This is a genomic window from Burkholderia sp. Tr-20355 (genome assembly GCF_017104685.1).
GTDB lineage: Bacteria > Pseudomonadota > Gammaproteobacteria > Burkholderiales > Burkholderiaceae > Burkholderia > Burkholderia seminalis.
Window position 1 is genome coordinate 1 of the sequence record NZ_JAAGPK010000100.1, and the last position, 20,088, is coordinate 20,088.

The window sequence follows — 20,088 nt, forward strand, 5'->3', positions numbered from 1 at the left end:
TGGCCGGTCGCGCAGGCGATGCCGCGCAGGCGATGCTGCGCGGTGTCGTGCTGGTGCGGCGGATCGCCGACGCAGCCGCCGAGCACGGCCGTTTCCTGCGCGGCCTCGGCGACTGAGCGGTTCAGGTGAGGCGGTATGCGCGGCCGGGCGTCACTTCGGCCGGCAGCGGCTCGCGGTTCAGTTCGAGCAGCGTGCGTTCGATCTGGCGCGTCATCGCATCGAGCGCGAGATGGTTCGGCCCGTCGCCGAACGGCTCGGCGATCGCATGCGCGATCGCGTCGAGCGCGATCAGCGTATAGGCGACGAACACGGTGACGAACGGTGTCGCCGCGCCGATCGAGTCGACGAGGCCGAACGGCAGCAGCACGCAGTACGCGTAGATGGTCCGGTGCAGCAGCACGTCGTAGGAAAACGGGATCGGCGTCGACGCGATCCGTTCGCAGCCGCTCACCATCGCGACGAGATCGTCGAGGCGCGCGTCGAGCATCCACAGGCGCGTATCGGCGAGGCGGCCCGCGTCGGCGCGTGCGGCGAACGCTTCGCGCAGCGCGTGCACGATGACGATCGGGCGGAACCGGGAGCCGGCGACACGCGCATGAGTGGCCTCGTCGAGCAGCCCGCGCAGGTCGGCGGCCGGATCGGTGCCGCGCAGTTGATGCTTGAGCGCATAGACGAAGGCGACGACCTGCCGCACGAAGGCGCGCCGCGATGCGTCGTCGCGGTCGACCGCACCGTAGCAGAGCGCCTGCGAGACCAGCGTGCGCGCGGCGGTCAGGACGCCGCCCCACAGTTGCCGGCCCTCGCGGTAGCGTTCGTAGCTCGCGTTATTGCGAAACCCCGCGAAGATCGCCAGCGTGAGCCCGATCAGCGTGAATGGCGTCGGGTTCAGCGGCACCTTCTCGCCGAGCACGCGGCCGCCGCCCCACACCGCGACGAGGCTGATCGCGAGCGTCAGCACGAGCTGCGGCAGGATGGTGGGCAGCACCGAGCCGTTCCACACGAGCAGCATCCGCAGCCAGTGCTCGCGCGGACGAACGATCATCGTCGCGCTCCGTCAGGCGGCGATCGAGGCCGGCGCGGCCGCGCGATGCAGCAGCACGGGCACTGACTTCGACGTCGGCGTGTTGCACACGTCGCCGACGCTGTCGAGCGGCACGAGCGGGTTGGTTTCCGGGTAATACGCGCCGATGCAGCCGCGCGGGATGTCGTACTCGACGAGCAGGAAGCCGTCCGCGCGCCGCTCGATCCCGTCGTGCCACACGGTTTCCATGTCGACCCATTCGCCGGCCTTCAGGCCGAGCATCGCGAGATCGTCGCGGTTGACGAACACCACGCGGCGCTGGCCGAACACGCCGCGATAGCGGTCGTCGAGCCCGTAGACGGTCGTGTTGTACTGGTCGTGCGAACGGGTCGTCATCAGCGTCATCAGCCGTTCGCCGTGCAGCGCGCGGGCGCGCTGGATCGGCGTGTCGGTCGGCAACGCGTGCGCGATGAAGTTCGCCTTGCCCGTCGGCGTGAGCCACTCGCGATCGCGCGACGCGACGCGCAGGTGGAAGCCGCCCGGCCGCGCGATGCGCGTGTTGTAGTCGTAGAAGCCGTCGAGCGTCGCCTCGATCGCATCGCGGATCTTCGCGTAATCGTCCTTGTACGCGAGCCAGTCGATCTTGCCGCTGCCGAACAGCGCATGGCCGATGTGCGCGACGATCGCGGGCTCCGACATCAGGTTCGGCGACGCCGGTTTGTTCATCCCGTACGACACGTGGACCATGCTCATCGAATCCTCGACCGTCACGCCTTGCGCGACGTTGTCCTGCAGGTCGATTTCGGTGCGGCCGAGCGTCGGCAGGATCAGCGCGTCGCGGCCGTGGATCAGGTGGCTGCGGTTCAGCTTCGTCGTGATGTGCACCGACAGGTCGCAGCGTCGCATGCCTTCCCACGTGCGCGGCGTATCGGGCGTCGCCATCGCGAAGTTGCCGCCGAGGCCGATCAGCACCTTCACGCGGCCTTCGAGCATCCCCTCGATCGTCTCGACGACGTCGTAGCCGTGGTGGCGCGGCGGTTCGAAGTCGAACACGTGGCCGAGGCGGTCGAGGAACGCCTGCGACGGCTTTTCCTCGATGCCGACCGTGCGGTTGCCCTGCACGTTCGAGTGGCCGCGCACCGGGCACAGGCCGGCGCCGGGGCGGCCGATGTTGCCGCGCATCAGCATCAGGTTCGTCAGCATCTGCACGGTCGCGACCGAATGCTTGTGCTGCGTGATGCCCATGCCCCACGTCGCGATCACGCGTTCGCTGCGCGCATAGCGTTGCGCGAGGCTGTCGATCTGCTCGTACGGCACGCCGCTTTCGGCGGTCAGCGCGGACCAGATTTCGTTGCGCAGGTCGTCGGCGAAGGCGTCGAAACCGGCCGTGTGCTCGGCGATGAACGCGGTGTCGACGACGCGCGGCGCACCGGCGGCGCGCGCGGCGTCGTCGAGTTCGAGCACCCGCTTCGCCATCCCCTTGATCAGCGCGAAATCGCCGCCGATCGTCGGCTGGATGAACGTCGATGCGATCCGGGTGCCCGACATCGTCAGCATCTCGATCGGGCTTTGCGGATCGGCGAAGCGTTCGAGGCCGCGCTCCTTGAGCGGGTTGATCGACACGATCGTCGCGCCGCGCTTCGCGCATTCGCGCAGCTCGCCCATCATCCGGGGGTGGTTGGTCGCGGGGTTCTGGCCGAAGATCAGCAGCATGTCCGCGTGCTCGAAATCGTCGAGCGTGACGGTGCCCTTGCCGACGCCGACCGAGGCCGGAAGCCCGCGGCTCGTCGCCTCGTGGCACATGTTCGAGCAGTCGGGGAAGTTGTTCGTGCCGTACAGCCGCACCAGCAACTGGTACAGGAACGCCGCTTCGTTGCTCGCGCGGCCGGACGTGTAGAACGCGGCCTGGTTCGGGTCGGGCAGCGCGCGCAGGTGGCGCGCGATCAGGTCGAACGCGTCGTCCCACGCGATCGGCACGTAGCGGTCGGTTTGCGCGTCGTACACCATCGGGTCGGTGAGGCGGCCGTGCTGTTCGAGTTCGAAATCCGACTGTTCGAGCAACTCGGTGACCGTGTGCGCGGCGAAGAATTCGGGCGTCACGCGCTTGCTCGTCGCCTCGGCGGCCACCGCCTTCACGCCGTTCTCGCAGAATTCGAACGTCGATGCGTGCTGGCGGTCGGGCCACGCGCAGCCGGGGCAGTCGAAGCCGTCCGGCTGGTTCTGGCGCAGCAGCGTACGGTAGTTGCCGCCGGCGACCTTTTCCTTGATCAGGTTGATCGTGACGGCTTTCAGCGCACCCCAGCCGGCGGCCGGGTGAGTGTACGGTTCGATGCGCGCGGTGGCGGATTTCTTTTTCATGGTGCAGCGGGTGTCGGGGTCGATGGGTGCAGAGTACGCGCGGCACCCGTGCCGCTGTGTGTACACCTGTTCGCTTCAAAAAAGAGTACAGTTTCGGCCATTCGCACGGTGCGGATCGCAACTGTGTTGTTGAAGGGAAGTTGAAAGGGAGGCGCGTGAAGCGTTACGAACAACTGGCCGACGATCTCCAGGCGCAGATCGAGCGTGGCGTGTACCGGCCGGGCGAACGGATTCCGTCGGTGCGGCAGGCGAGCCGGCAGCAGCAGCTCAGCGTGACGACCGTGCTGCGCGCCTACCTCGTGCTGGAAAGCCGCGGCCTGATCGAAAGCCGGCCGCAGTCGGGCTACTTCGTGCGGGCACGCGCGGCGGCGCCGGCCGAGGCCGAGCTGCATACGTCGGCGCCGACGGCCGAGCCGTCGGCGGTGGACGTGAGCCGGCTCGTGCTGTCGACGCTGCGCTCGATCGCGCGCGACGACGCGGTGCCGCTCGGTTCGCCGTATCCCGACGCGTCGCAGTTTCCGGTGCAGCGTCTCGCACGCTATGCGCAGACGATCGGGCGACGCCGCACGCGCTGGGGCGTGATCGACGACCTGCCGCCGGGCAACCAGGAACTGATCCGCCAGATCGCGCGGCGCTACGCGGAACGCGGGGTCGCCGTCGAGCCGGGCGAGATCGTGATGACGATCGGCGCGACCGAAGCGATCAACCTGTGCCTGCAGGCCGTCGCGAAGCCGGGCGACACGATCGCGGTGGAGTCGCCGACGTTCTACGCGATGCTGCACGCGATCGAGCGGATGGGCATGCGCGCGCTGGAAGTCGCGACGCACCCGGGCGACGGCATCGATCTCGACGCGCTCGAACGGGTCCTCGAGCGCGAGCGCATCGCCGCGTGCATGGTGATGCCGAATTTCCAGAATCCGCTCGGCTTCCAGATGCCCGATGCGCGCAAGCGCGCGCTCGTCGAACTGCTCGCGAAGCACGGCGTGCCGGCGATCGAGAGCGACGTGTATCACGAGTTGCATTTCGGCGACACGACCCCGAGCGCGCTGAAATCGTTCGACCGTGACGGCCTCGTTCTGCATTGCGCGTCGTTCACGAAGAGCCTGTCGCCGCGTTACCGGATCGGCTGGGCGATGCCGGGCCGCTATCGCGACCAGGTCGAGAAGCTGAAATTCCTCAACACGCTCGCGACGCCCGCGATCGAGCAGCTCGCGATCGCCGAGTACCTGAAATACGACGGCTACGATTTCCACCTGCGGCGCATGCGCAAGCTGTACGCGCAGCAGGCGAGCCTGATGAGCGCGATGGTGCGCCGGTTCTTCCCGGAAGGCACACGGCTGTCGCAGCCGCAGGGCGGGTATGTGCTGTGGGTCGAGCTGCCGCGGCAGGTCGATGCGATGAAGCTGTACACGCTCGCGCTCGCGCAGCGGATCACGGTCGGCCCCGGCCACATGTTCTCGGCGGGCACCGACTACCGGCATTTCATCCGGCTCAACTACAGCTATCCGTGGTCGCGCCAGATCGAGGACGCCTTGAAGGTGCTCGGGCGGCTCGCATCGGAGTGCGCGGCGCGATAGGCGCGGTCGCGTCGCGCATCGACCCGTCCGCGGCGCCCGCGCGCCGGCTTACGCCGCGCGGACCATCTGCCGCATGTCGAAACCCGACGGATGCTGGTACACGCGCAGCCCGAACTCCGGCAGCACCGCGATCAGGTGATCGAACAGGTCGGCCTGGATGGCCTCGTAGTCGACCCACGTCGTCGTATCGGTGAAGCAGTACAGTTCGAGCGGAATGCCTTCGGCGGTGAGCGGCAACTGCCGCGCCATGCAGGTCATGTCGCGGCGGATGCGCGGATGACCCTTCAGGTAGTTCGCGACGTACGCGCGGAACGTGCCCAGATTCGTCAGCTGGCGGCGGTTCGCCGGGCAGTCGCCGGCCGTGCCGAGCGTGCCGTTCCATTGCTCGATCGCGTCGACCTTGTCCTCGAGATAATCCTTCAGCAGCGTCAGGCGTTCGAGCCGTTCGATCTCGTCGTTCGTCAGAAAACGCACGCTCGTCGCGTCGACGAACAGCGCGCGCTTGATGCGGCGGCCGCCCGCTTCGGTCATCCCGCGCCAGTTCTGGTAGCTCTCGGTGATCAGCTTCCACGTCGGCACCGTGATGATCGTGTGATCGAAGTTCGCGACCTTGACGGTGTTCAGCGTGATGTCGATGACGGTGCCGTCCGCACCGGCCGACGGCATCGTGATCCAGTCGCCGATCCGCAGCATGTCGTTCGACGACAGCTGCACGCCGGCGACGAGGCCGAGCAGCGTGTCCTTGAAGATCAGCATCAGCACCGCCGACATCGCGCCGATGCCGGACAGCAGCAGGCCGATCTGCTTGCCGGTCGCATCGCCGATCACGACGAGCGCGGCGGTGATGAACATCACGAGCTTGACGAGCTGCATCGCGCCTTTCAGCGACAGGCGCGGCTGGTCGCGCTGGTGCGTGCGGTGGGTGTGCTCGAGCGCGGACAGCGTCGCGCTGATGGTCATCGTCACGAGGAACACGATCAGCGCGAACAGCACCTTGTCGGCGACCTGCGTGACGCGCTCCGGAATGCCGGGCACCGCGCCGAGCCCGAGCTTGACCACGACGAACGGGACGATGCGGTTCAGCCATTTGAAGGCGCCGAACTCGAACAGCGCGTCGTCGATGCGCGTGGCGGACAGCCGCGCGAGGCGCGCGACCACGCGAAACAGCAGGAAATGGACGGCGGCGGTGATCGCGCCGGCGGTGGCAAGCAGAATGAGGATGCCGACGAGCGGCGTCAACCAGGATTCGTTCAGTGTCATGGCGGAAAACAGGGACCTTCTTGTGCGTTGAATCGGCGCCGCGACGCGGCGCGCGCCCGGTGAAGGGCACATGAAAGGGACCGTGATTGTGCCATCGGGTTCCGGACGCGTGGGGTGACGGCGGGTCGAACGGCTCCCGAATACGCTCACCATTGTGCAGGTGTCCTTCGCATCGAAGTGAGGGCGGGCGGTGAATCCGCGTCACCGCACGCCGGTGCGCGAGTCTGTTGCCGGATGCCTCGCACGCACGGCTGCGATCGGCTCGAACCCGGCGTGGCGGGCCTTCGCGCGTCGACGCGCATGGTCGGCGATCCATGCAATCATGCGAGCGTCGCGGGTGTTGCCGGCATGCCGCACGCGCCGGCGTGCGAGCGGTGCGTCAACGGTGAGCGCCGCGCGCCGCGTTCGCGCACTTGCCAGGCAAGGCCCGCCCGGGGCACGATGCGCGAACGGCTTCGCGATCCTCGCCACTTCTTCGACCTCACGCATTTCACGCATGCAAGATTCCAACGAAAACCGCCCGTCGGGCGTGCGGCTGTTGAAAGGCCTGCTCCCGATCCGCCGGGCAGGCGCCATCCGCGACGTGTTCGCGGGCCTCTCGCTCGCCTCGATGGACATCCCGCAGGTGCTCGGCTACGCGCGCATCGCCGGGATGCCGGCCGTCACGGGCCTCTACACGGTGTTCCTGCCGCTCATTGCATTCGCGTGCTTCGGTGCGTCGCGCCATCTTGTCGTCGCCGCCGACTCCGCGACCGCGACGATCTTCGCGAGCCGGCTGTCGTCGATGGCGCCTGCCGGCAGCGCGGAATATGCGGCACTGGCCGGCATGGTCGCGCTGCTGACCGGCGCGATGCTGCTGCTCGCGCGCATCTTCAAGCTCGGTTTTCTCGCCGATTTCCTGTCGCGCACGGTGCTGGTCGGCTTTCTCGCCGGCGTCGGCGTGCAGGTGTCGATCGCGATGCTCGGCGACATGCTCGGGTTGTCGGTGCCGTACCCGGCGTCGCGCAGCCTTGCGCAACTCGACTACGTCGTCACGCATCTCGTCCACGCGAACCGGCCGACGCTCGCGCTCGCGGCGCTCGTGGTCGTCGCGATCCTCGCGTGCAAGCGGTTCGCGCCGCGCGTGCCGATGCCGATGATCGTCGTCGTGGGGAGCATCGCGGCGAGCGCGGCGTTCGACTTCGCCGCGCAGGGCGTTGCGGTGCTCGGGCCCGTCGCGGGCGGGTTGCCGCCGCTGCGCTGGCCGTCCGTCACGTGGCAGCAGTTCCTCGATCTCGTGCCGGTCGCCGCCTCGTGTTTCGTGATGATCATCGCGCAGAGCGCGGCCGCCGCACGGGTGTTCGCGCAGCAGTACGGCGAAGACGTCGACACCAACGCCGATATCCTCGGCCTCGCGGCCGCGAACGCGGCGGCGGCGGTGGGCGGCGCGTTCGTCGTCAACGGCAGCCCGACGCAGACGGCAATGGCGGATGGCGCGGGCGTGCGCAGCCAGATCGGCCATCTCGCGTTCGCCGCCGTGGTGGCCGTCGTGCTGCTGTTCTTCAGCACGTTCCTGCAGTACCTTCCGCATGCGGTGCTGGCCGGCATCGTGTTCACGATCGCGCTCGGGCTGATCAACGTGCGCAGCCTCGCGGCGATCCGCCAGGAAAGCCCCGGCGAATTCACGCTCGCGCTCGTGACGGCCACGGCCGTCGTGACCGTCGGTGTCGAACACGGCATCCTGCTGGCCGTCGCGCTGTCGCTGATGCGGCACGTGCGCCACAGCTACCAGCCGCATACGATGGTGCTCGAGCCTGTCGCGGGCAACGGGCGCTGGCTGCCGGTGCCCACGCGGCGCGGTGCGATGACGGCGCCGGGGCTGATCGTCTACCGGTTCGGTTCCGACCTGTTCTTCGCGAACGACCATCTGTTCGCCGGCGAAATCACCGAACTCGTCGACACGGCGCCGGTGCCGCCGCGCTGGTTCGTGATCGATGCGGGGGCGATCACCGATGTCGACTATTCGGCCGCGCGCACGCTGACCGATCTCGTCAAGACGTTGCACGCGCGCGGGATCGGCGTGCTGTTCGGGCGGGTGAACCGCTACCTGCGCGCGGACATGGATCGCCACGGGATCACCGACGTCGTCGGCGCATCGTGCATCTTCGCGACGCTGCATCAGGCGCTGGAGGCGGCGGGCACGACGCCACCGGCGCCGCAGGAGCCGGGCACGGTGTAGCGCGAACGGGCGCTAGGCGGCCGCGCGCAAGCGCGCGAACCCGTTGCGCAGATAGCGGGCCAGTTCCGTCGCGGCCGGGGTGCGCTGGCCGCGCGGCACATGCAGGTCGATCGAGAAGTTCGGCAGCGCGGGCAGGCCGCTGCCGGCCGGCAGGATATCGAGGTCGGTCGGGACGGTGGACGCGAGCCAGACGGTCACGGCGAGATCGGAGCGCACGGTCGCGGCCGTGGCATCGAAGCTGCCGTTCTCGAACACGGTGCGCCAGGCGCGATCGCAGCCGCGCAGCGCGTCGAGCACGGTCGGGCGGAACGCGCAGGTCTGCGCGACCATCGACACCGGCAGCGGCGTGTTGCGGTGCGCGGTGCCGCCTTTCGCGCCGACCCAGACCAGCCGGTCGACGGCAATGCACTCGCCGCGCGACGACCCGACCGGCGCCTCGATCAGCGCGACGTCGAGGTCGCCCCGCGTGAGCCCCCGGCGCAGTTCCGGCGACGCCGCGCACACGAGCGTGAGCGCGACCTGCGGATGCGCCTGTGCATAGTTTTTCAGGATCGGCGCGAGACAGGTGCCGACCAGGTCCTGCGGCGCACCGAGACGGACCGCGCCTTCCACGGCGCCCGCCGTCATGTCGGTGAGCAGCGCATCGTGTACGGCGAGCAGCCGGCGCGCCTGTTCGAGCAGCCGCTCGCCGGCCGCCGTGAGCAGCAGGTTGCGATGCTCGCGGACGAACAACGGGCCGGACAGCGCCTCGAGCCGCGCGACCTGCTGGCTGATCGCGCCTTGCGTCAGGTGCAGCGCGTGGCCGGCCGCCGTCATGCTGCGATGATCGGCGACCGAGACGAATGCGCGCAACAGCGCGATGTCGAGATTGCGTGCCATGCGTCGCATTATGAATGCTAATGGCTGGCATAAAAAGCTTTCGCTGTCGTAATGGAGGAATCGCGGGTAAAAACGGGGCTTCGACGACGACAACCGGGAGCCGCCGTGCCGCTTCACGACTACCTGCCGCTGATGCTGTTCGTGATCGTGTCCACCGTGACGCCGGGCGGCGCGACGACGCTCGCGACCGCGTCGGGCGCCCATTTCGGCTACCGGCGATCGCTGCCGCTGATGGCCGGGATCGCGGCCGGCCTGGCGTCGATGGCGGCCGCGGCGGCGGCCGGGCTCGGCAGTGTGCTGCTCGCGCTGCCGACGTTGCAGCTTGCGATGAAAGCAGCCGGTTCGCTGTACCTCGTGTGGCTGGCCGTCCGCATCGGGCGCGGCGGCAAGCCGCGGCTCGACGCCGCCGTGCACCGGCCGCAAGGGTTCGTCAGCGGGGTGTGGATGCTGTGGCACAACCCGAAAGGCTGGGCGATGACGCTCGGCGCGGCCGCGTCGTTTGCCGCGCTCGCGTCCGGCCCGGCCCGGCTTGGCGTGCTGCTCGGGCTGGCATTCGGCGTGGCCGCGATGGCGTCGTTGTCGTTATGGTGTTTCGCCGGGCTGCTGTTCGCACGCGTGTTGCGCACCGAGCGGCAGTGGCGTTGCCTGAATGCGGGACTGGGGCTGCTGCTCGTGATGTCGATCGTGCCGATGTGGCTGCCGTAGCGGGCCGCCGCGCCTGTCGCGCGACGCGCCCCGGGTTCAGCGCGAGCCGGCCCGCGCGGCGCCGGCAGGCTGGCCCCCGGCAGCGCTCGACCTCAACGGCAGCCGCAGCGTCGTGACGAAGCTCGCCGCATGCAGCGCGCACAGCAGGCCAAACGCCCATGCATACGCGACGGCCGGCGTGCCACCGGGCGACATCGATTCGGCCTGCAGTCGCCACGCGAGGAACAGCGTGCAGATCGTCGTGAACGTCGGGCCGCCGAGGCGCTGCACGATATTGAGCGAGGTGGTCGCCATCGGCAGGTTGCGGCGTTCGACCGATGCATACGCGGCCGAGATCGACGGCGCGCCGATCGCGCTCTGGCCCATGCCGCGCAGGAACAGCGCGGGCACGAGCACCAGCGGATCGTAGCCGGTCAGCGCGAGGAACACGAACGGCAGCGTCGCCGCCAGCGCGAGCAACGCGCCGGCGGCGGCCAGCCGGCGCACGCCGAACCGGCCCGTCAGCGCGCCCATCGACGGATAGGTGACGAGCATGCCGAGCCCGAGCGGCGCGAGCAGCCACCCCATCTCGCCCGGCGAGCGGCCGCACGCCTGGATCAGGAACACGGGAATCAGCATCTGGCCCGCGTACATCGCGCCGTTCGACAGGAACTGCGTGCCGGCCGCCGCGCCGAACACGCGCGAGCGAAACAGCGCGAGATCGATCAGCGCGTGCTCGCCCTGGCGGCGCTCGAAGCGCAGGAACGCGGCGAGCAGCAGCGCCGAGCACGCGAGCGCGGCGATGCCGGGTGCCGAGCCGATTCGTTCGGCGCCGTACAGGAACAGCACGAGGCCCGGCGACAGCAACGCGAGGCCGATCCAGTCGAGTGCGCGCGGCTGGACATCGTCGTGGTCGCCCGGCAGGAATCGCACGGCCAGGGCGAGTGCGAGCACGCCGACGGGCAGGTTCACGAGAAACAGCCAGCGCCACGACGCGTGCTGCAGGATCGCGCCGGCCACGACCGGCCCGAGGATCGGCGCAAGCAGCACGGGCACCGCCGCGTAGCCGATCACGCGCGCCATCTGCTGCCCGGCGACGCGCGCGATCATCATCTGCGCCATCGGCGCGAGCAGCCCGCCGCTGACGCCTTGCAGCACGCGGAATGCGATCAGCGACGGCGCGGACCACGCGAGCCCGCACAGCGCCGACGTGAGCGTGAACGCCGAGAAACACCACAGGTACAGCGCTTTCGCGCCGATGCGGTCGACGAGCCAGCCGTTCAGCGGCAGCACCAGCGTCAGCGCGAGCAGGTAGCCGCTCGTCACCCACTGGATCGTCGACAGGCCGGCATGCAGATCGGTCGCGAGGTTCGACAGCGACACGTTGACGATCGTCGCATCGAGCTGCGACAGCAGCGAACCGAGCGTCGCGACCGCGCTGACCTTCCAGATCGACGGATCGAGCCGGCCCGCCGCGAGGCCCGGCGCCGGCTGCGCGCGTTCGTCGCTCACGCGCCGCGCCGGTCGAGCAGCGCGACGATGTCCTGCGTCGTGCCGGTCTCGCCGAGGCGCGGGAACAGGCGCTCGATGCTGTTCACGTGTGCGTCCGCGTTGAGGTCGGTCATCGCATCGACCGCGAGCGTCACGTTGTAGCCGAGTTCGTGGGCCTGCCGCGCGGTCGATTCGACGCCGATGCTCGTCGCGACGCCGGTCAGCACGATCTGCGTGACACCGGCGGCCTTCAGGTGCGCGTCGAGATCCGTGCCGGTGAATGCGCCCCAGGTTTTCTTCGTCACGACATGGTCGCCGGGTTGCCGGTTCAGTTCGGGCACGAGTTCGGTCCAGTCGGCGGGCAGCGCGTCCCGCCGCGCCGGCTGCTGCGTGCGTCCCGGCGCACCGCCGGCGACGTTGACGAGCACGACCGGCAGGCCGCGGCTGCGGAATGCGTCGAGCAGCGTGCGCGCGTGTGCGATCACCGGGGCGACCGGGTGCGCCGTGGGCAGGGCGACGATGCCATTCTGCAGGTCGATGACGACCAGTGCCGTGTTCGTGTCGAGGCGGGTTGCGCTCATGATGGGGCTCCGTGGGAAAGGGCGGGGAACGCCGGACGCGCGGATGCCGCGCGGCGCGCCGGCGGGATTCATTGCTCGCCGAGGCGGCGGATCAGCGGGATCGCGGCGGCGAGCGTGTCGATGTCCGCAGGCTCGAGCTTCTCGATCGCGGCGCCGAGCCACTTGTGTTTCGCGGCGTTGCGCTTGCGTCGGGCGTCGAGGCCGGCCGCGGTCAGCTTGAACAGGATCTGGCGGCCGTCGGTCGGATGCGGTTCGCGCTCGACGAGCGCGTCTTCCTCCAGGCTCGCGAGAATCGCCTTCATCGACTGCGGCTTCATCGCCTCGGCGCGCGCGAGATCGGCGGTCGTCATCGGCCCGTGCCGTTCGAGCCGCGCGAGCGCGCTCGTCTGGGACATGCCGAGCCCATCGGATTCGATCCCGGAGCGCAGACGGCGGATGAGCTGGCCGACCGCGAGGGTCAGGTCGGCGGCGACGGTTTCGGCGGAAGCGCCGGGTTTGCGTGGCGGGTTCATGCGGCGAATCTTAGAATACGACAGGAAAACTTGCAAGTTTAACTGTTGAATTATCCGCGAGACGACTGCGCGCCCCGGCGCGCGATTACGCGTCGCGCGGCGCGATCGGGACGACTTCGTTGTATTTCGGGGTCGCGCTCTCGTGCAGCAGGTCGCCGAGGTATTGCGCGAGTTCGTCCGCGCCGAGGGCGGACGGGACATGCAGGCCGGCGGGGCGCCGCTTGCCTTCGGCGCCGAGATCGAACACGGCCCAGCAGTCGTTCTTGCGTACGACGGCGAGCAGCCGTCCGAAGGCGTTGAAGCGGTATTCGTCCTGCATGGCGTCGCTCCCGTCGGTTGGGCGCGCCGGCTGCCCGCGCGCTTACTGGATCGAGCAGGACAGCCAGCGGTGGATCTTGAGCGCGTCGCTCGAGACGCCGGCCCGCGTCGGCGCGCCGAGCAGCACGACCGTTTCGCGGCGGCCCTTCACGCGCATGCGCATCACGACCCCGTGCCCGGATTCGTTGATGAAGCCGGTTTTCTGCAGCCGGATCGGCAGGCGGCGGTAGCGGACGAGCGGGTCGGAATTCACGTACACGAGTTCGCCGTCGCCGGGGCGCACGGTGGTCGACGTGTCCGTCGAGAAATAGCGGATCAGCGGATCCCGTGCGGCCGCGCCGACGAGCCGAGCGAGATCTTCCGCCGTCGACACGTTGTGCGGCGACAACCCGGTCGGCTCGCGGAAGTGCGTATGGCGCATGCCGAGCCGGCGCGCTTCGCGGTTCATCGCGTTGACGAACGCGGCGCGCCCGCCCGGATAGTCGCGGCTCAGCGCGGCGGCCGCGCGGTTCTCCGACGACATCAGCGCGATATGGAACATGTCGCGGCGCGACAGTGCCGAGCCGACCCGCAGGCGCGAGCCGGTGAACTTGATCGTGTCGCGATCGTGCGCGGTGACGCGCAGCACGCCGTTCAGCGGGCGATCGGCGTCACGCGCGACGACGGCCGTCATCAGCTTCGAGATCGACGCGATCGGCCGCACGGCGCGCGCGTTGCGCGCCAGCAGCGGTGTGCCGGAGTCGACGTCGAGCACGTAGGCCGCGCGTGAATGCAGCGCCCTGACCGCGCGCGGCGTGTAGCCGCAACTGGCGAGCAGCCTGGGTTTTGCGGCCGGGCGCGGCCGCACCGCGGTCGTGCGCTGCGCGCGCCGCTGTTGCGGCGCGGGTGCGGCGTGACGCTTGACGGCTTGATGCTTGACGCGCGGGCGACGGTGCTTGACGGCCTTTTTCGTGCGGTGAGGCTTCTTCTTGACGGCCTTCGAGTGCGCGTGCGCCTGGGCGTGTGCGGTGCGATGCGGCTGCACGTGCTGTGCGGACGCCTTCGCGGCGAACGCGAGCAGCAGGAACGAAAGGGCGAGGATCAGGGAGGTCCGGGTGCGAGGCAGGCGCGCGATGAGGCCGGTCAAGCGAAAGTCTCCTTTTCACGCGCAATGCGGCTGCGCGGAATGCGTGGGCGGTCGGCGGGTGCGGGAAATTATACGGTCGATCGCGTGGCGATGAGAGGGGACGAGTCGCAATGACGCGTGATGTGGGAGGATTCCGATCGTTTTCGTGCCGCCCGTCGGCGCGGCGCGCGGGGTGAAAGCCGTTCAGCGCGGCCAGTTCCGTCGCGACACGACCGCGAAACCGATCGCGATCGAGCCCGTCATGGTGCGCGGCGGCGGGTCTTCGATCGCATCGCCGAAGCGGAAACGCCGGGTGCGGCCGTCGGCGCGTTCGGCACGACGTTTCGGTGCGTGCGCATCGGTTGCGGCAGCGTGTTCGTTTGCGTCCGTACCGTCGCATGACGGCTCGGCCACACAATCAACGGCTTGATCGAAAGACATGACGGTGAATTCCGGGAAGGGCATGTCCGTATTGAACGTCACCGCGTTCAATCAGTAAAATGAATATTTCAATCGATCCGATTCCTTTCAAGAATGGAACTGAAACTGCTGCGCACGTTCCTGACGGTGACCGAGCTGTGCCATTTCAGCCGCGCGGCCGATGCGCTGCACATGAGCCAGCCGGCGCTGAGCAAGCAGATCGGCGCGCTCGAGGCGAGCCTGGGCGGCAAGCTGTTCGAGCGCGGCCGGCACGGCGCGGAGCTGACGCCGTTCGGCGAACGCTTCCTGCCCGATGCGCAGGCGCTCGTGCGAGACGCCGACGAGATCCTTGCGCGCGCGAGGGAAGCGACCAGCGGGCAGCGCGGGCATCTGCGGCTCGGTATCTGCCTGTCGGTGCTGATGCTCGTGCCGAAGCTCATCGCCGAGTTCCGGCGGCGCAATCCGGGCATTGCCGTCACGCTGAGCGACCTGTCGTCGTCGGAGCAGACGCGCCGGCTGCGCGCGGGCAAGCTCGACGTCGGGTTTCTGCGTTTGCCGTCCGACGAAGGATTGTCGTCGTTCAAGGTGGTCGACGAAGCGCTCGCGCTCGCGGTGCCGCCGCATCTCGGCTTCAAACGCGTGCCGGCCGACCTCGACGTGCTCAACGAGATCGGCTTCATCGCGCTGCAGCGTGCGCGCGGCCCCGGGCTGGCCGCCCAGATCGACCGGTGGTGCGTCGAGCGGCGCTTCGTGCCGCACGTGATGCAGCAGGCGGAGGACGTGCAGTCGGTGCTGACGTCGGTCGCGGCCGGCGTCGGCGTCGCGTTCATCCCGTCGAGCGCGCGATATCTGCTGCGCGATGCGACGGTGATACCGCTCGACGGCCGGGACGCGAAGTGGCGCGTGGGGCTCGCATGGTTGTCGGATCGCGACGATCCCGTCACCACGCGTTTCGTGTCGTTCATGCGCACCGCGCTCAAGGGCGCGTGACGCGGCGTATAGTATCCGCGATCGCCTTTCCTGAATGAAGGCCGGCCCGGCGCCGGCCGACGCACCCGAATCGATGACTTCAGAATCCGACGAATCCCCGCTCGATCCCGCGCTCGTTGCGACGCTCGCGACGCTGCACGAGGCCGCGAGCGATCCGGCCGGCAAGACGTGGTCGCTGCCGAAGATCGCGAAGCGCACGCAACTGCCGATGAGTACGCTGCGCCGCGTGCTGACGCAGCTCGACGCCGCGGGCCTGAGCGCCACGACGTTGAACGAGGACGGCACCGGTAGCGCCGCGCTGACCGACGAAGGGCGCGCGGTGTGCGCGCAACTGTTCGGCGCGAACGACGGCCCGTGAATGAAGAACGGGCCGCCGATGCGGCCCGTCGAATGGCGGCCCGCGCGTGCGCGGCGCCATGCCGCGTATTACCAGCGCGCCGTCACGCCGCCCATCACCGAATGACGATAGGTCTGGTCGTTCAGCCCGCGCCGGTAGCCGATGTCGAGATCGAGCCAGCGCGTCGGCGAATAGATCGCGCCCGCGAGCACGAATGCCGGATTCGCGCCGGCGGTGGTTTCCGTGTTGCGCGACGTGCCGATGTCGGCCACGAGTTGCAGCCGGTCGGTCGCCTTGTAGATCGCGGCGGCCGACACGGCCCAGGCCGACGTCAGGTCGCCCTGGCGATTCGGCTGGTACGCGATGCCCGCGTTCGCGAGCAGCGAGACACGCGCGACGTCGGCCTGCGCGAGCAACGTCGCACCGGTGCCGACGCGGCCCGTGCCGAGCCCGCGGCTGTCGTTGCCGGTCGGCATCGTCACTTTCGGCTTCAGCGCGAGCGACAGCGGCCCGCGTTCGAAGAAGCGCCATTTCATGCCGATTTCGACATCGCCGATGCCGGCGCCGTTCTCGTCGGTGCGCGTTTGCAGATGCGTATACGGCGCGTTGACGTACACGTCGGCGTGTTCGCCGAACCCGCGCGTGAGCGTCGCGTTCCACAACTGGTGGCGGCCGCTGTCTTCCTGTTTCGAGGTTTCCTCGCCGTTGAACTCGACCTGCCAGTTCGCGTTGCCCTGCGTGCCCGTGTCGTCGCTGACGAGCGGATGGGCGGCATGGGCTTCGAGGGGCGCAAGAAGGGCGCTCGCGGCGGCGAGCGGAAGGATTATTTTCATCACATTACCCGTGGAGCGTCGTGAGTGTGCCGGCCCGCGGCGTGGCGCGGGCCGGCACGTCGTTATCCGGACGGAACCGGTACCGATCCTGAACGGATCAGAACCACTGCTTGTAGCGGCGCACGTAGATCGTCTTGACGATCTGCGCGAGCAGGATGTAGCCGATCATCGTCGCGGCGAGCCACAGCCAGTAGGTGCCCGGCAGGTGCATGAAGCCGATCGCTTCCGCGAACGGCGAGAACGGCAGCCAGCAGCCGATCGCGATCGCGGTGAAGGTCGACAGCAGCACCGGCAGCGACGCCGTGCTCTGCAGGAACGGGATCTTCTGCGTGCGCAGCAGGTGCACGACGAGCGTTTGCGACACGAGGCTCTCGATGAACCAGCCGGAGTTCATCACGACCTGGCCGCCCGTACCGCCGTTCAGGTGATACAGCGCGCCCGCGCCGAACACGGTCCACATCAGGACGTACGTCGTGATGTCGAATACCGACGACGTCGGCCCGACCCACAGCATGAAGCGGCTGATGTTGCCGGCTTCCCACTTGCGCGGCTTCTTCAGGAACTCGGGATCCATCCGGTCCCACGGCAGCAGCATCTGCGACGTGTCGTAGATCAGGTTCAGCACGAGCAGCTGGGTCGCGAGCATCGGCTCCCACGGCAGGAACGCGCTGGCGACGAGCACCGAGAACACGTTGCCGAAGTTCGAGCTGGCGGTCATGTTCAGGTACTTCAGGATGTTGCCGAACGTCTCGCGGCCCTTGATCACGCCTTCCTCGAGCACCATCAGGCTCTTTTCGAGCAGGATGATGTCGGCGGTTTCCTTCGCGATGTCGGCGCCGCTGTCGACCGAGATGCCGACGTCGGCGTCGCGCAGCGCGGGCGCATCGTTGATGCCGTCGCCAAGGAAGCCGACCGTGTGGCCGTTCGCCTGCAACGCCTTGACGATGCGCGCCTTCTGCAGCGGCGTGAGCTTCGCGAACACGGTCGTGCGTTCGACGACCTGCGCGAGCGTAGCGTCGTCGAGCGCTTCGATTTCCGTGCCGAGCATCGGCTTGCCGGGTTCGAGGCCGACCTGGCGGCATACCTTCATCGTGACGGTCGGGTTGTCGCCCGTCAGCACCTTCACCGCGACACCGTTTTCGCGCAGCGCGGCGAGGGCCGGCGCGGCCGATTCCTTCGGCGGATCGAGGAAGGTCAGGAAGCCGCGCACGACGAGATCGTGTTCGTCGGCGGTGCGATACTGCGCGCGCTCGTCGCCGCGTGCAATCGTACGCGTCGCGAGCACGAGCACGCGGAAGCCGTCTTCGTTGTAGGCGGTCGCCTGTTCGAGCAGCCGCTTGCGCGCGACGAAGTCGAGCGGGCGTACGCCGTCTTCGTCCTGCACGTGGGTCGACACGGCGAGCATTTCCTCGACCGCACCCTTGCAGATCAGCAGGTGCGTGCCGTGCCGGTCCTCGACGACGACCGACAGGCGTCGCCGCACGAAGTCGAACGGCAGCTCGTCGATCTTCTTGTAGCCCTGCGGCTTCACGCGTTCGCCGATCTCGTCGGCACGCGCGACGACCGCGATGTCGATCAGGTTCTTCTGGCCGCTCTGGTGAAAGCTGTTCAGCCAGCCGAGCCGCAGGATTTCCTCGTTCTTGTGACCGGACAGGTCGAGGTGATGTTCGAGGATGATCTTGTCCTGCGTGAGCGTGCCGGTCTTGTCGGTGCACAGCACGTCCATCGCGCCGAAGTTCTGCACCGAATTCAACCGCTTGACCACGACCTTGCGGCGTGCCATCGCCACCGCGCCGCGCGCGAGGTTCGCACTGACGATCATCGGCAGCATCTCGGGCGTCAGGCCGACGGCCACGGCGAGCGCGAACGTGAGCGCACTCAGCCAGTCGCCCTTGGTCAGCCCGTTGATCATGAACACGATCGGCACCATCACGAACATGAACTTGATCAGCAGCCAGCTCACGCTCGCGACGCCGCGGTCGAAGCTCGTCTCGATGCGCTTGTGGCTCACGACGTTGCGCGCGAGCGAGCCGAAGTACGTGTCTTCTCCGGTCGCGACGACGACGGCCGTCGCCGTGCCGCTGACGACGTTGGTGCCCATGAAGCAGACGTTCTCGAGATCGAGCAGCGACGCCGACGCGTCGGGCGCCGAGCCGGTGGTCGGTGTACCCGCGGACTTGCCGGCCACCGCGCCGAGCGTGTCGTACTTCTCGACGGGCAGCGCTTCGCCGGTCAGTACGGCCTGGCTGATGAACAGGTCGCGCGATGCGAGCAGGCGGACGTCGGCGGGGATCATGTCGCCGGCCGACAGGTGCACGATGTCGCCGGTCACGACCTCGCGCATCGGCACCTCGCGCCGGGTCGGCTCGGACGTGTCGGTCATCGCGCGCTGCACGGTGGCCGTCGTGCGGACCATCGCCTTGAGCTTCTCGGCCGCGCGCAACGAACGGAATTCCTGCACGAAGCGCAGCAGCGCGCTGATCGTGACCATCGTCAGCAGGATCGTCATGCCGACATAGTCGCGATCGTCGGGCGCCGCGAAGTAGACGTCGGTGAAGAAGCTGATGGTGGCGAGCACCAGCAGCACGTAGACGAACGGATTGTGGAACGAGAGCAGCAACTGGCGGGTCCAGTGCGGCGGCTTGTCGTGCGCGATCTCGTTCGGGCCGTAGTGCTGCAGGCGGTCGGCGGCCTGGTCGTAGGTGAGGCCGCGCGTGCTGGTGTGCAGCGTCTTCAGCGTGTCCTCGAGCGGGCGGGCCGCTTCCTGTGCCGCGCGCATGATGCGCGGCGCGTTCTGCTGGCCGGCGCCGCTCTTGATGAAGCCGCGCTGTTTCTTCTGCGATGGGTTGTGTCGTGTTGTCATGAGTCGCTCCTTGCGCACGAGGCGGCGGGCGGGGAGCGACCGTGACGTTATCGACGCACGAGCGCTCCCCGCCGCGTCGCGTCAGGCGCGATCGGCTGTGGATCGGAAAAGGCGGGAACGCTCGCCGGCGCGCGTGAAGCGGTCGGCGTGTCGATGCGCGGCGTCGCACCGGCGAGCGGTAATCGACTACTGTCGTCTGAGTTCATCTGCACTCCTGTCGGTTGCGGATAATCGGCACGGGCGATCGGCGGCGCCGCGCGCAACGAGGCGCGCGGCCGGACGGCACGCGAACGGAGAGCGCGCGCGGCTGGCGCCGCGCGCAACGCGAACGCACGCGCGCAATGGCGCGTCGCGTGCATTCGACGATATCGAAAAATTCGGCGGGAGATCGGGCCGGTAGTCAGGCCGGAAGGACGCCGCATCCTGCTTCCCGGGATGCGGCAGAAGACGAGGCTCTGCGCGTTTTCCTCAGGCAGCAGTCAAGTTGGTCGAGCACCAACTACAACTCGCATCGGTGTTCACAGAACACTCCATGTATTGAGACGGGAGCGATGGTAATGGCTCGTCGTGCGAAGCGTCAACCCTTTTGTCAGGCGTTATTTCGAGATGCTTGACCGGGCCGGCGTGGGTGCGCGGAATCG

At 68.5% G+C, this 20,088-nt stretch carries 18 protein-coding genes; 5 read left to right on the top strand and 13 right to left on the bottom strand.

Features of this window, described 5'->3' with window-relative positions:
• Positions 1 to 121 precede the first annotated feature (121 nt).
• Positions 122 to 1,042, bottom strand: coding sequence for a bestrophin family ion channel (locus tag G3N62_RS22900; RefSeq protein ID WP_059556653.1), 921 nt, complete (start codon positions 1,040 to 1,042; stop codon positions 122 to 124).
• A 12-nt stretch (positions 1,043 to 1,054) separates the two neighbouring features.
• On the bottom strand, positions 1,055 to 3,379 hold the full coding sequence (locus tag G3N62_RS22905) for an FdhF/YdeP family oxidoreductase (RefSeq protein WP_124670996.1): 2,325 nt from the start codon (positions 3,377 to 3,379) through the stop codon (positions 1,055 to 1,057).
• A 155-nt stretch (positions 3,380 to 3,534) separates the two neighbouring features.
• Here G3N62_RS22905 and G3N62_RS22910 point away from each other — a divergent pair, with 155 nt between their 5' ends.
• The gene (locus tag G3N62_RS22910) at positions 3,535 to 4,956 is read left to right on the top strand and encodes a PLP-dependent aminotransferase family protein (protein WP_034187921.1); all 1,422 of its coding nucleotides are present in this window, start codon (positions 3,535 to 3,537) and stop codon (positions 4,954 to 4,956) included.
• Between the two features lie 48 nt (positions 4,957 to 5,004).
• Here G3N62_RS22910 and G3N62_RS22915 read toward each other — a convergent pair whose 3' ends face one another.
• Together G3N62_RS22915 and G3N62_RS22920 are read right to left on the bottom strand one after the other, a co-directional pair.
• Positions 5,005 to 6,216 (bottom strand): mechanosensitive ion channel family protein, encoded by a 1,212-nt coding sequence (locus G3N62_RS22915; RefSeq protein WP_206141306.1) that lies wholly within the window; start codon positions 6,214 to 6,216, stop codon positions 5,005 to 5,007.
• 201 nt (positions 6,217 to 6,417) lie between these two features.
• Entirely contained in the window at positions 6,418 to 6,714 is a 297-nt protein-coding gene (locus G3N62_RS22920) for a hypothetical protein (protein ID WP_124608802.1), read from the bottom strand.
• On the opposite strand from G3N62_RS22920, the gene G3N62_RS22925 reads away from it, so the two are divergent.
• Positions 6,713 to 8,434, top strand: coding sequence for a SulP family inorganic anion transporter (locus G3N62_RS22925; RefSeq protein ID WP_069704649.1), 1,722 nt, complete (start codon positions 6,713 to 6,715; stop codon positions 8,432 to 8,434). The two genes, G3N62_RS22920 and G3N62_RS22925, sit on opposite strands and share 2 nt — an antisense overlap.
• 12 nt (positions 8,435 to 8,446) lie before the next feature.
• On the opposite strand, the gene G3N62_RS22930 is transcribed toward G3N62_RS22925, so the two are convergent.
• Positions 8,447 to 9,322 carry a LysR substrate-binding domain-containing protein gene (locus tag G3N62_RS22930; RefSeq protein WP_124669895.1) on the bottom strand — a complete coding sequence of 292 codons (876 nt, stop codon included), beginning with the start codon at positions 9,320 to 9,322 and terminating at the stop codon, positions 8,447 to 8,449.
• A gap of 42 nt (positions 9,323 to 9,364) precedes the next feature.
• Here G3N62_RS22930 and G3N62_RS22935 point away from each other — a divergent pair, with 42 nt between their 5' ends.
• Positions 9,365 to 10,018 carry a LysE family transporter gene (locus G3N62_RS22935; RefSeq protein ID WP_080287815.1) on the top strand — a complete coding sequence of 218 codons (654 nt, stop codon included), beginning with the start codon at positions 9,365 to 9,367 and terminating at the stop codon, positions 10,016 to 10,018.
• A gap of 36 nt (positions 10,019 to 10,054) precedes the next feature.
• On the opposite strand, the gene G3N62_RS22940 is transcribed toward G3N62_RS22935, so the two are convergent.
• The 6 genes from G3N62_RS22940 to G3N62_RS22965 all read right to left on the bottom strand — a co-directional run bounded on the left by G3N62_RS22940 (position 10,055) and on the right by G3N62_RS22965 (position 14,487).
• Entirely contained in the window at positions 10,055 to 11,509 is a 1,455-nt protein-coding gene (locus tag G3N62_RS22940; RefSeq protein WP_034187916.1) for a DHA2 family efflux MFS transporter permease subunit, read from the bottom strand.
• Positions 11,506 to 12,069: an isochorismatase family protein gene (locus G3N62_RS22945; protein ID WP_124669896.1), complete on the bottom strand. Its 564-nt coding sequence runs from the start codon at positions 12,067 to 12,069 to the stop codon at positions 11,506 to 11,508. The genes G3N62_RS22940 and G3N62_RS22945 overlap by 4 nt, the downstream gene beginning before the upstream one ends.
• Before the next feature lie 68 nt (positions 12,070 to 12,137).
• Positions 12,138 to 12,581 (bottom strand): MarR family transcriptional regulator, encoded by a 444-nt coding sequence (locus tag G3N62_RS22950; protein WP_034187914.1) that lies wholly within the window; start codon positions 12,579 to 12,581, stop codon positions 12,138 to 12,140.
• Positions 12,582 to 12,666: 85 nt separating this feature from the next.
• On the bottom strand, positions 12,667 to 12,900 hold the full coding sequence (locus G3N62_RS22955; RefSeq protein ID WP_034187913.1) for a hypothetical protein: 234 nt from the start codon (positions 12,898 to 12,900) through the stop codon (positions 12,667 to 12,669).
• A gap of 42 nt (positions 12,901 to 12,942) precedes the next feature.
• Positions 12,943 to 14,025 (bottom strand): serine hydrolase, encoded by a 1,083-nt coding sequence (locus tag G3N62_RS22960; protein WP_124669897.1) that lies wholly within the window; start codon positions 14,023 to 14,025, stop codon positions 12,943 to 12,945.
• A 183-nt stretch (positions 14,026 to 14,208) separates the two neighbouring features.
• Positions 14,209 to 14,487: a hypothetical protein gene (locus tag G3N62_RS22965; protein ID WP_260449341.1), complete on the bottom strand. Its 279-nt coding sequence runs from the start codon at positions 14,485 to 14,487 to the stop codon at positions 14,209 to 14,211.
• A 51-nt stretch (positions 14,488 to 14,538) separates the two neighbouring features.
• On the opposite strand from G3N62_RS22965, the gene G3N62_RS22970 reads away from it, so the two are divergent.
• Both G3N62_RS22970 and G3N62_RS22975 read left to right on the top strand, forming a co-directional pair.
• On the top strand, positions 14,539 to 15,414 hold the full coding sequence (locus G3N62_RS22970; protein ID WP_049031348.1) for a LysR substrate-binding domain-containing protein: 876 nt from the start codon (positions 14,539 to 14,541) through the stop codon (positions 15,412 to 15,414).
• Positions 15,415 to 15,487: 73 nt separating this feature from the next.
• Positions 15,488 to 15,772, top strand: a complete 285-nt coding sequence (locus G3N62_RS22975; protein WP_124669898.1) for a transcriptional regulator — start codon at positions 15,488 to 15,490, stop codon at positions 15,770 to 15,772.
• Positions 15,773 to 15,840: 68 nt separating this feature from the next.
• On the opposite strand, the gene G3N62_RS22980 is transcribed toward G3N62_RS22975, so the two are convergent.
• Both G3N62_RS22980 and mgtA read right to left on the bottom strand, forming a co-directional pair.
• On the bottom strand, positions 15,841 to 16,584 hold the full coding sequence (locus G3N62_RS22980) for a transporter (RefSeq protein ID WP_124669899.1): 744 nt from the start codon (positions 16,582 to 16,584) through the stop codon (positions 15,841 to 15,843).
• Positions 16,585 to 16,681: 97 nt separating this feature from the next.
• Positions 16,682 to 19,447, bottom strand: a complete 2,766-nt coding sequence (gene mgtA, locus G3N62_RS22985) for a magnesium-translocating P-type ATPase (protein ID WP_124669900.1) — start codon at positions 19,445 to 19,447, stop codon at positions 16,682 to 16,684.
• Between the last annotated feature and the right edge of the window lie 641 nt (positions 19,448 to 20,088).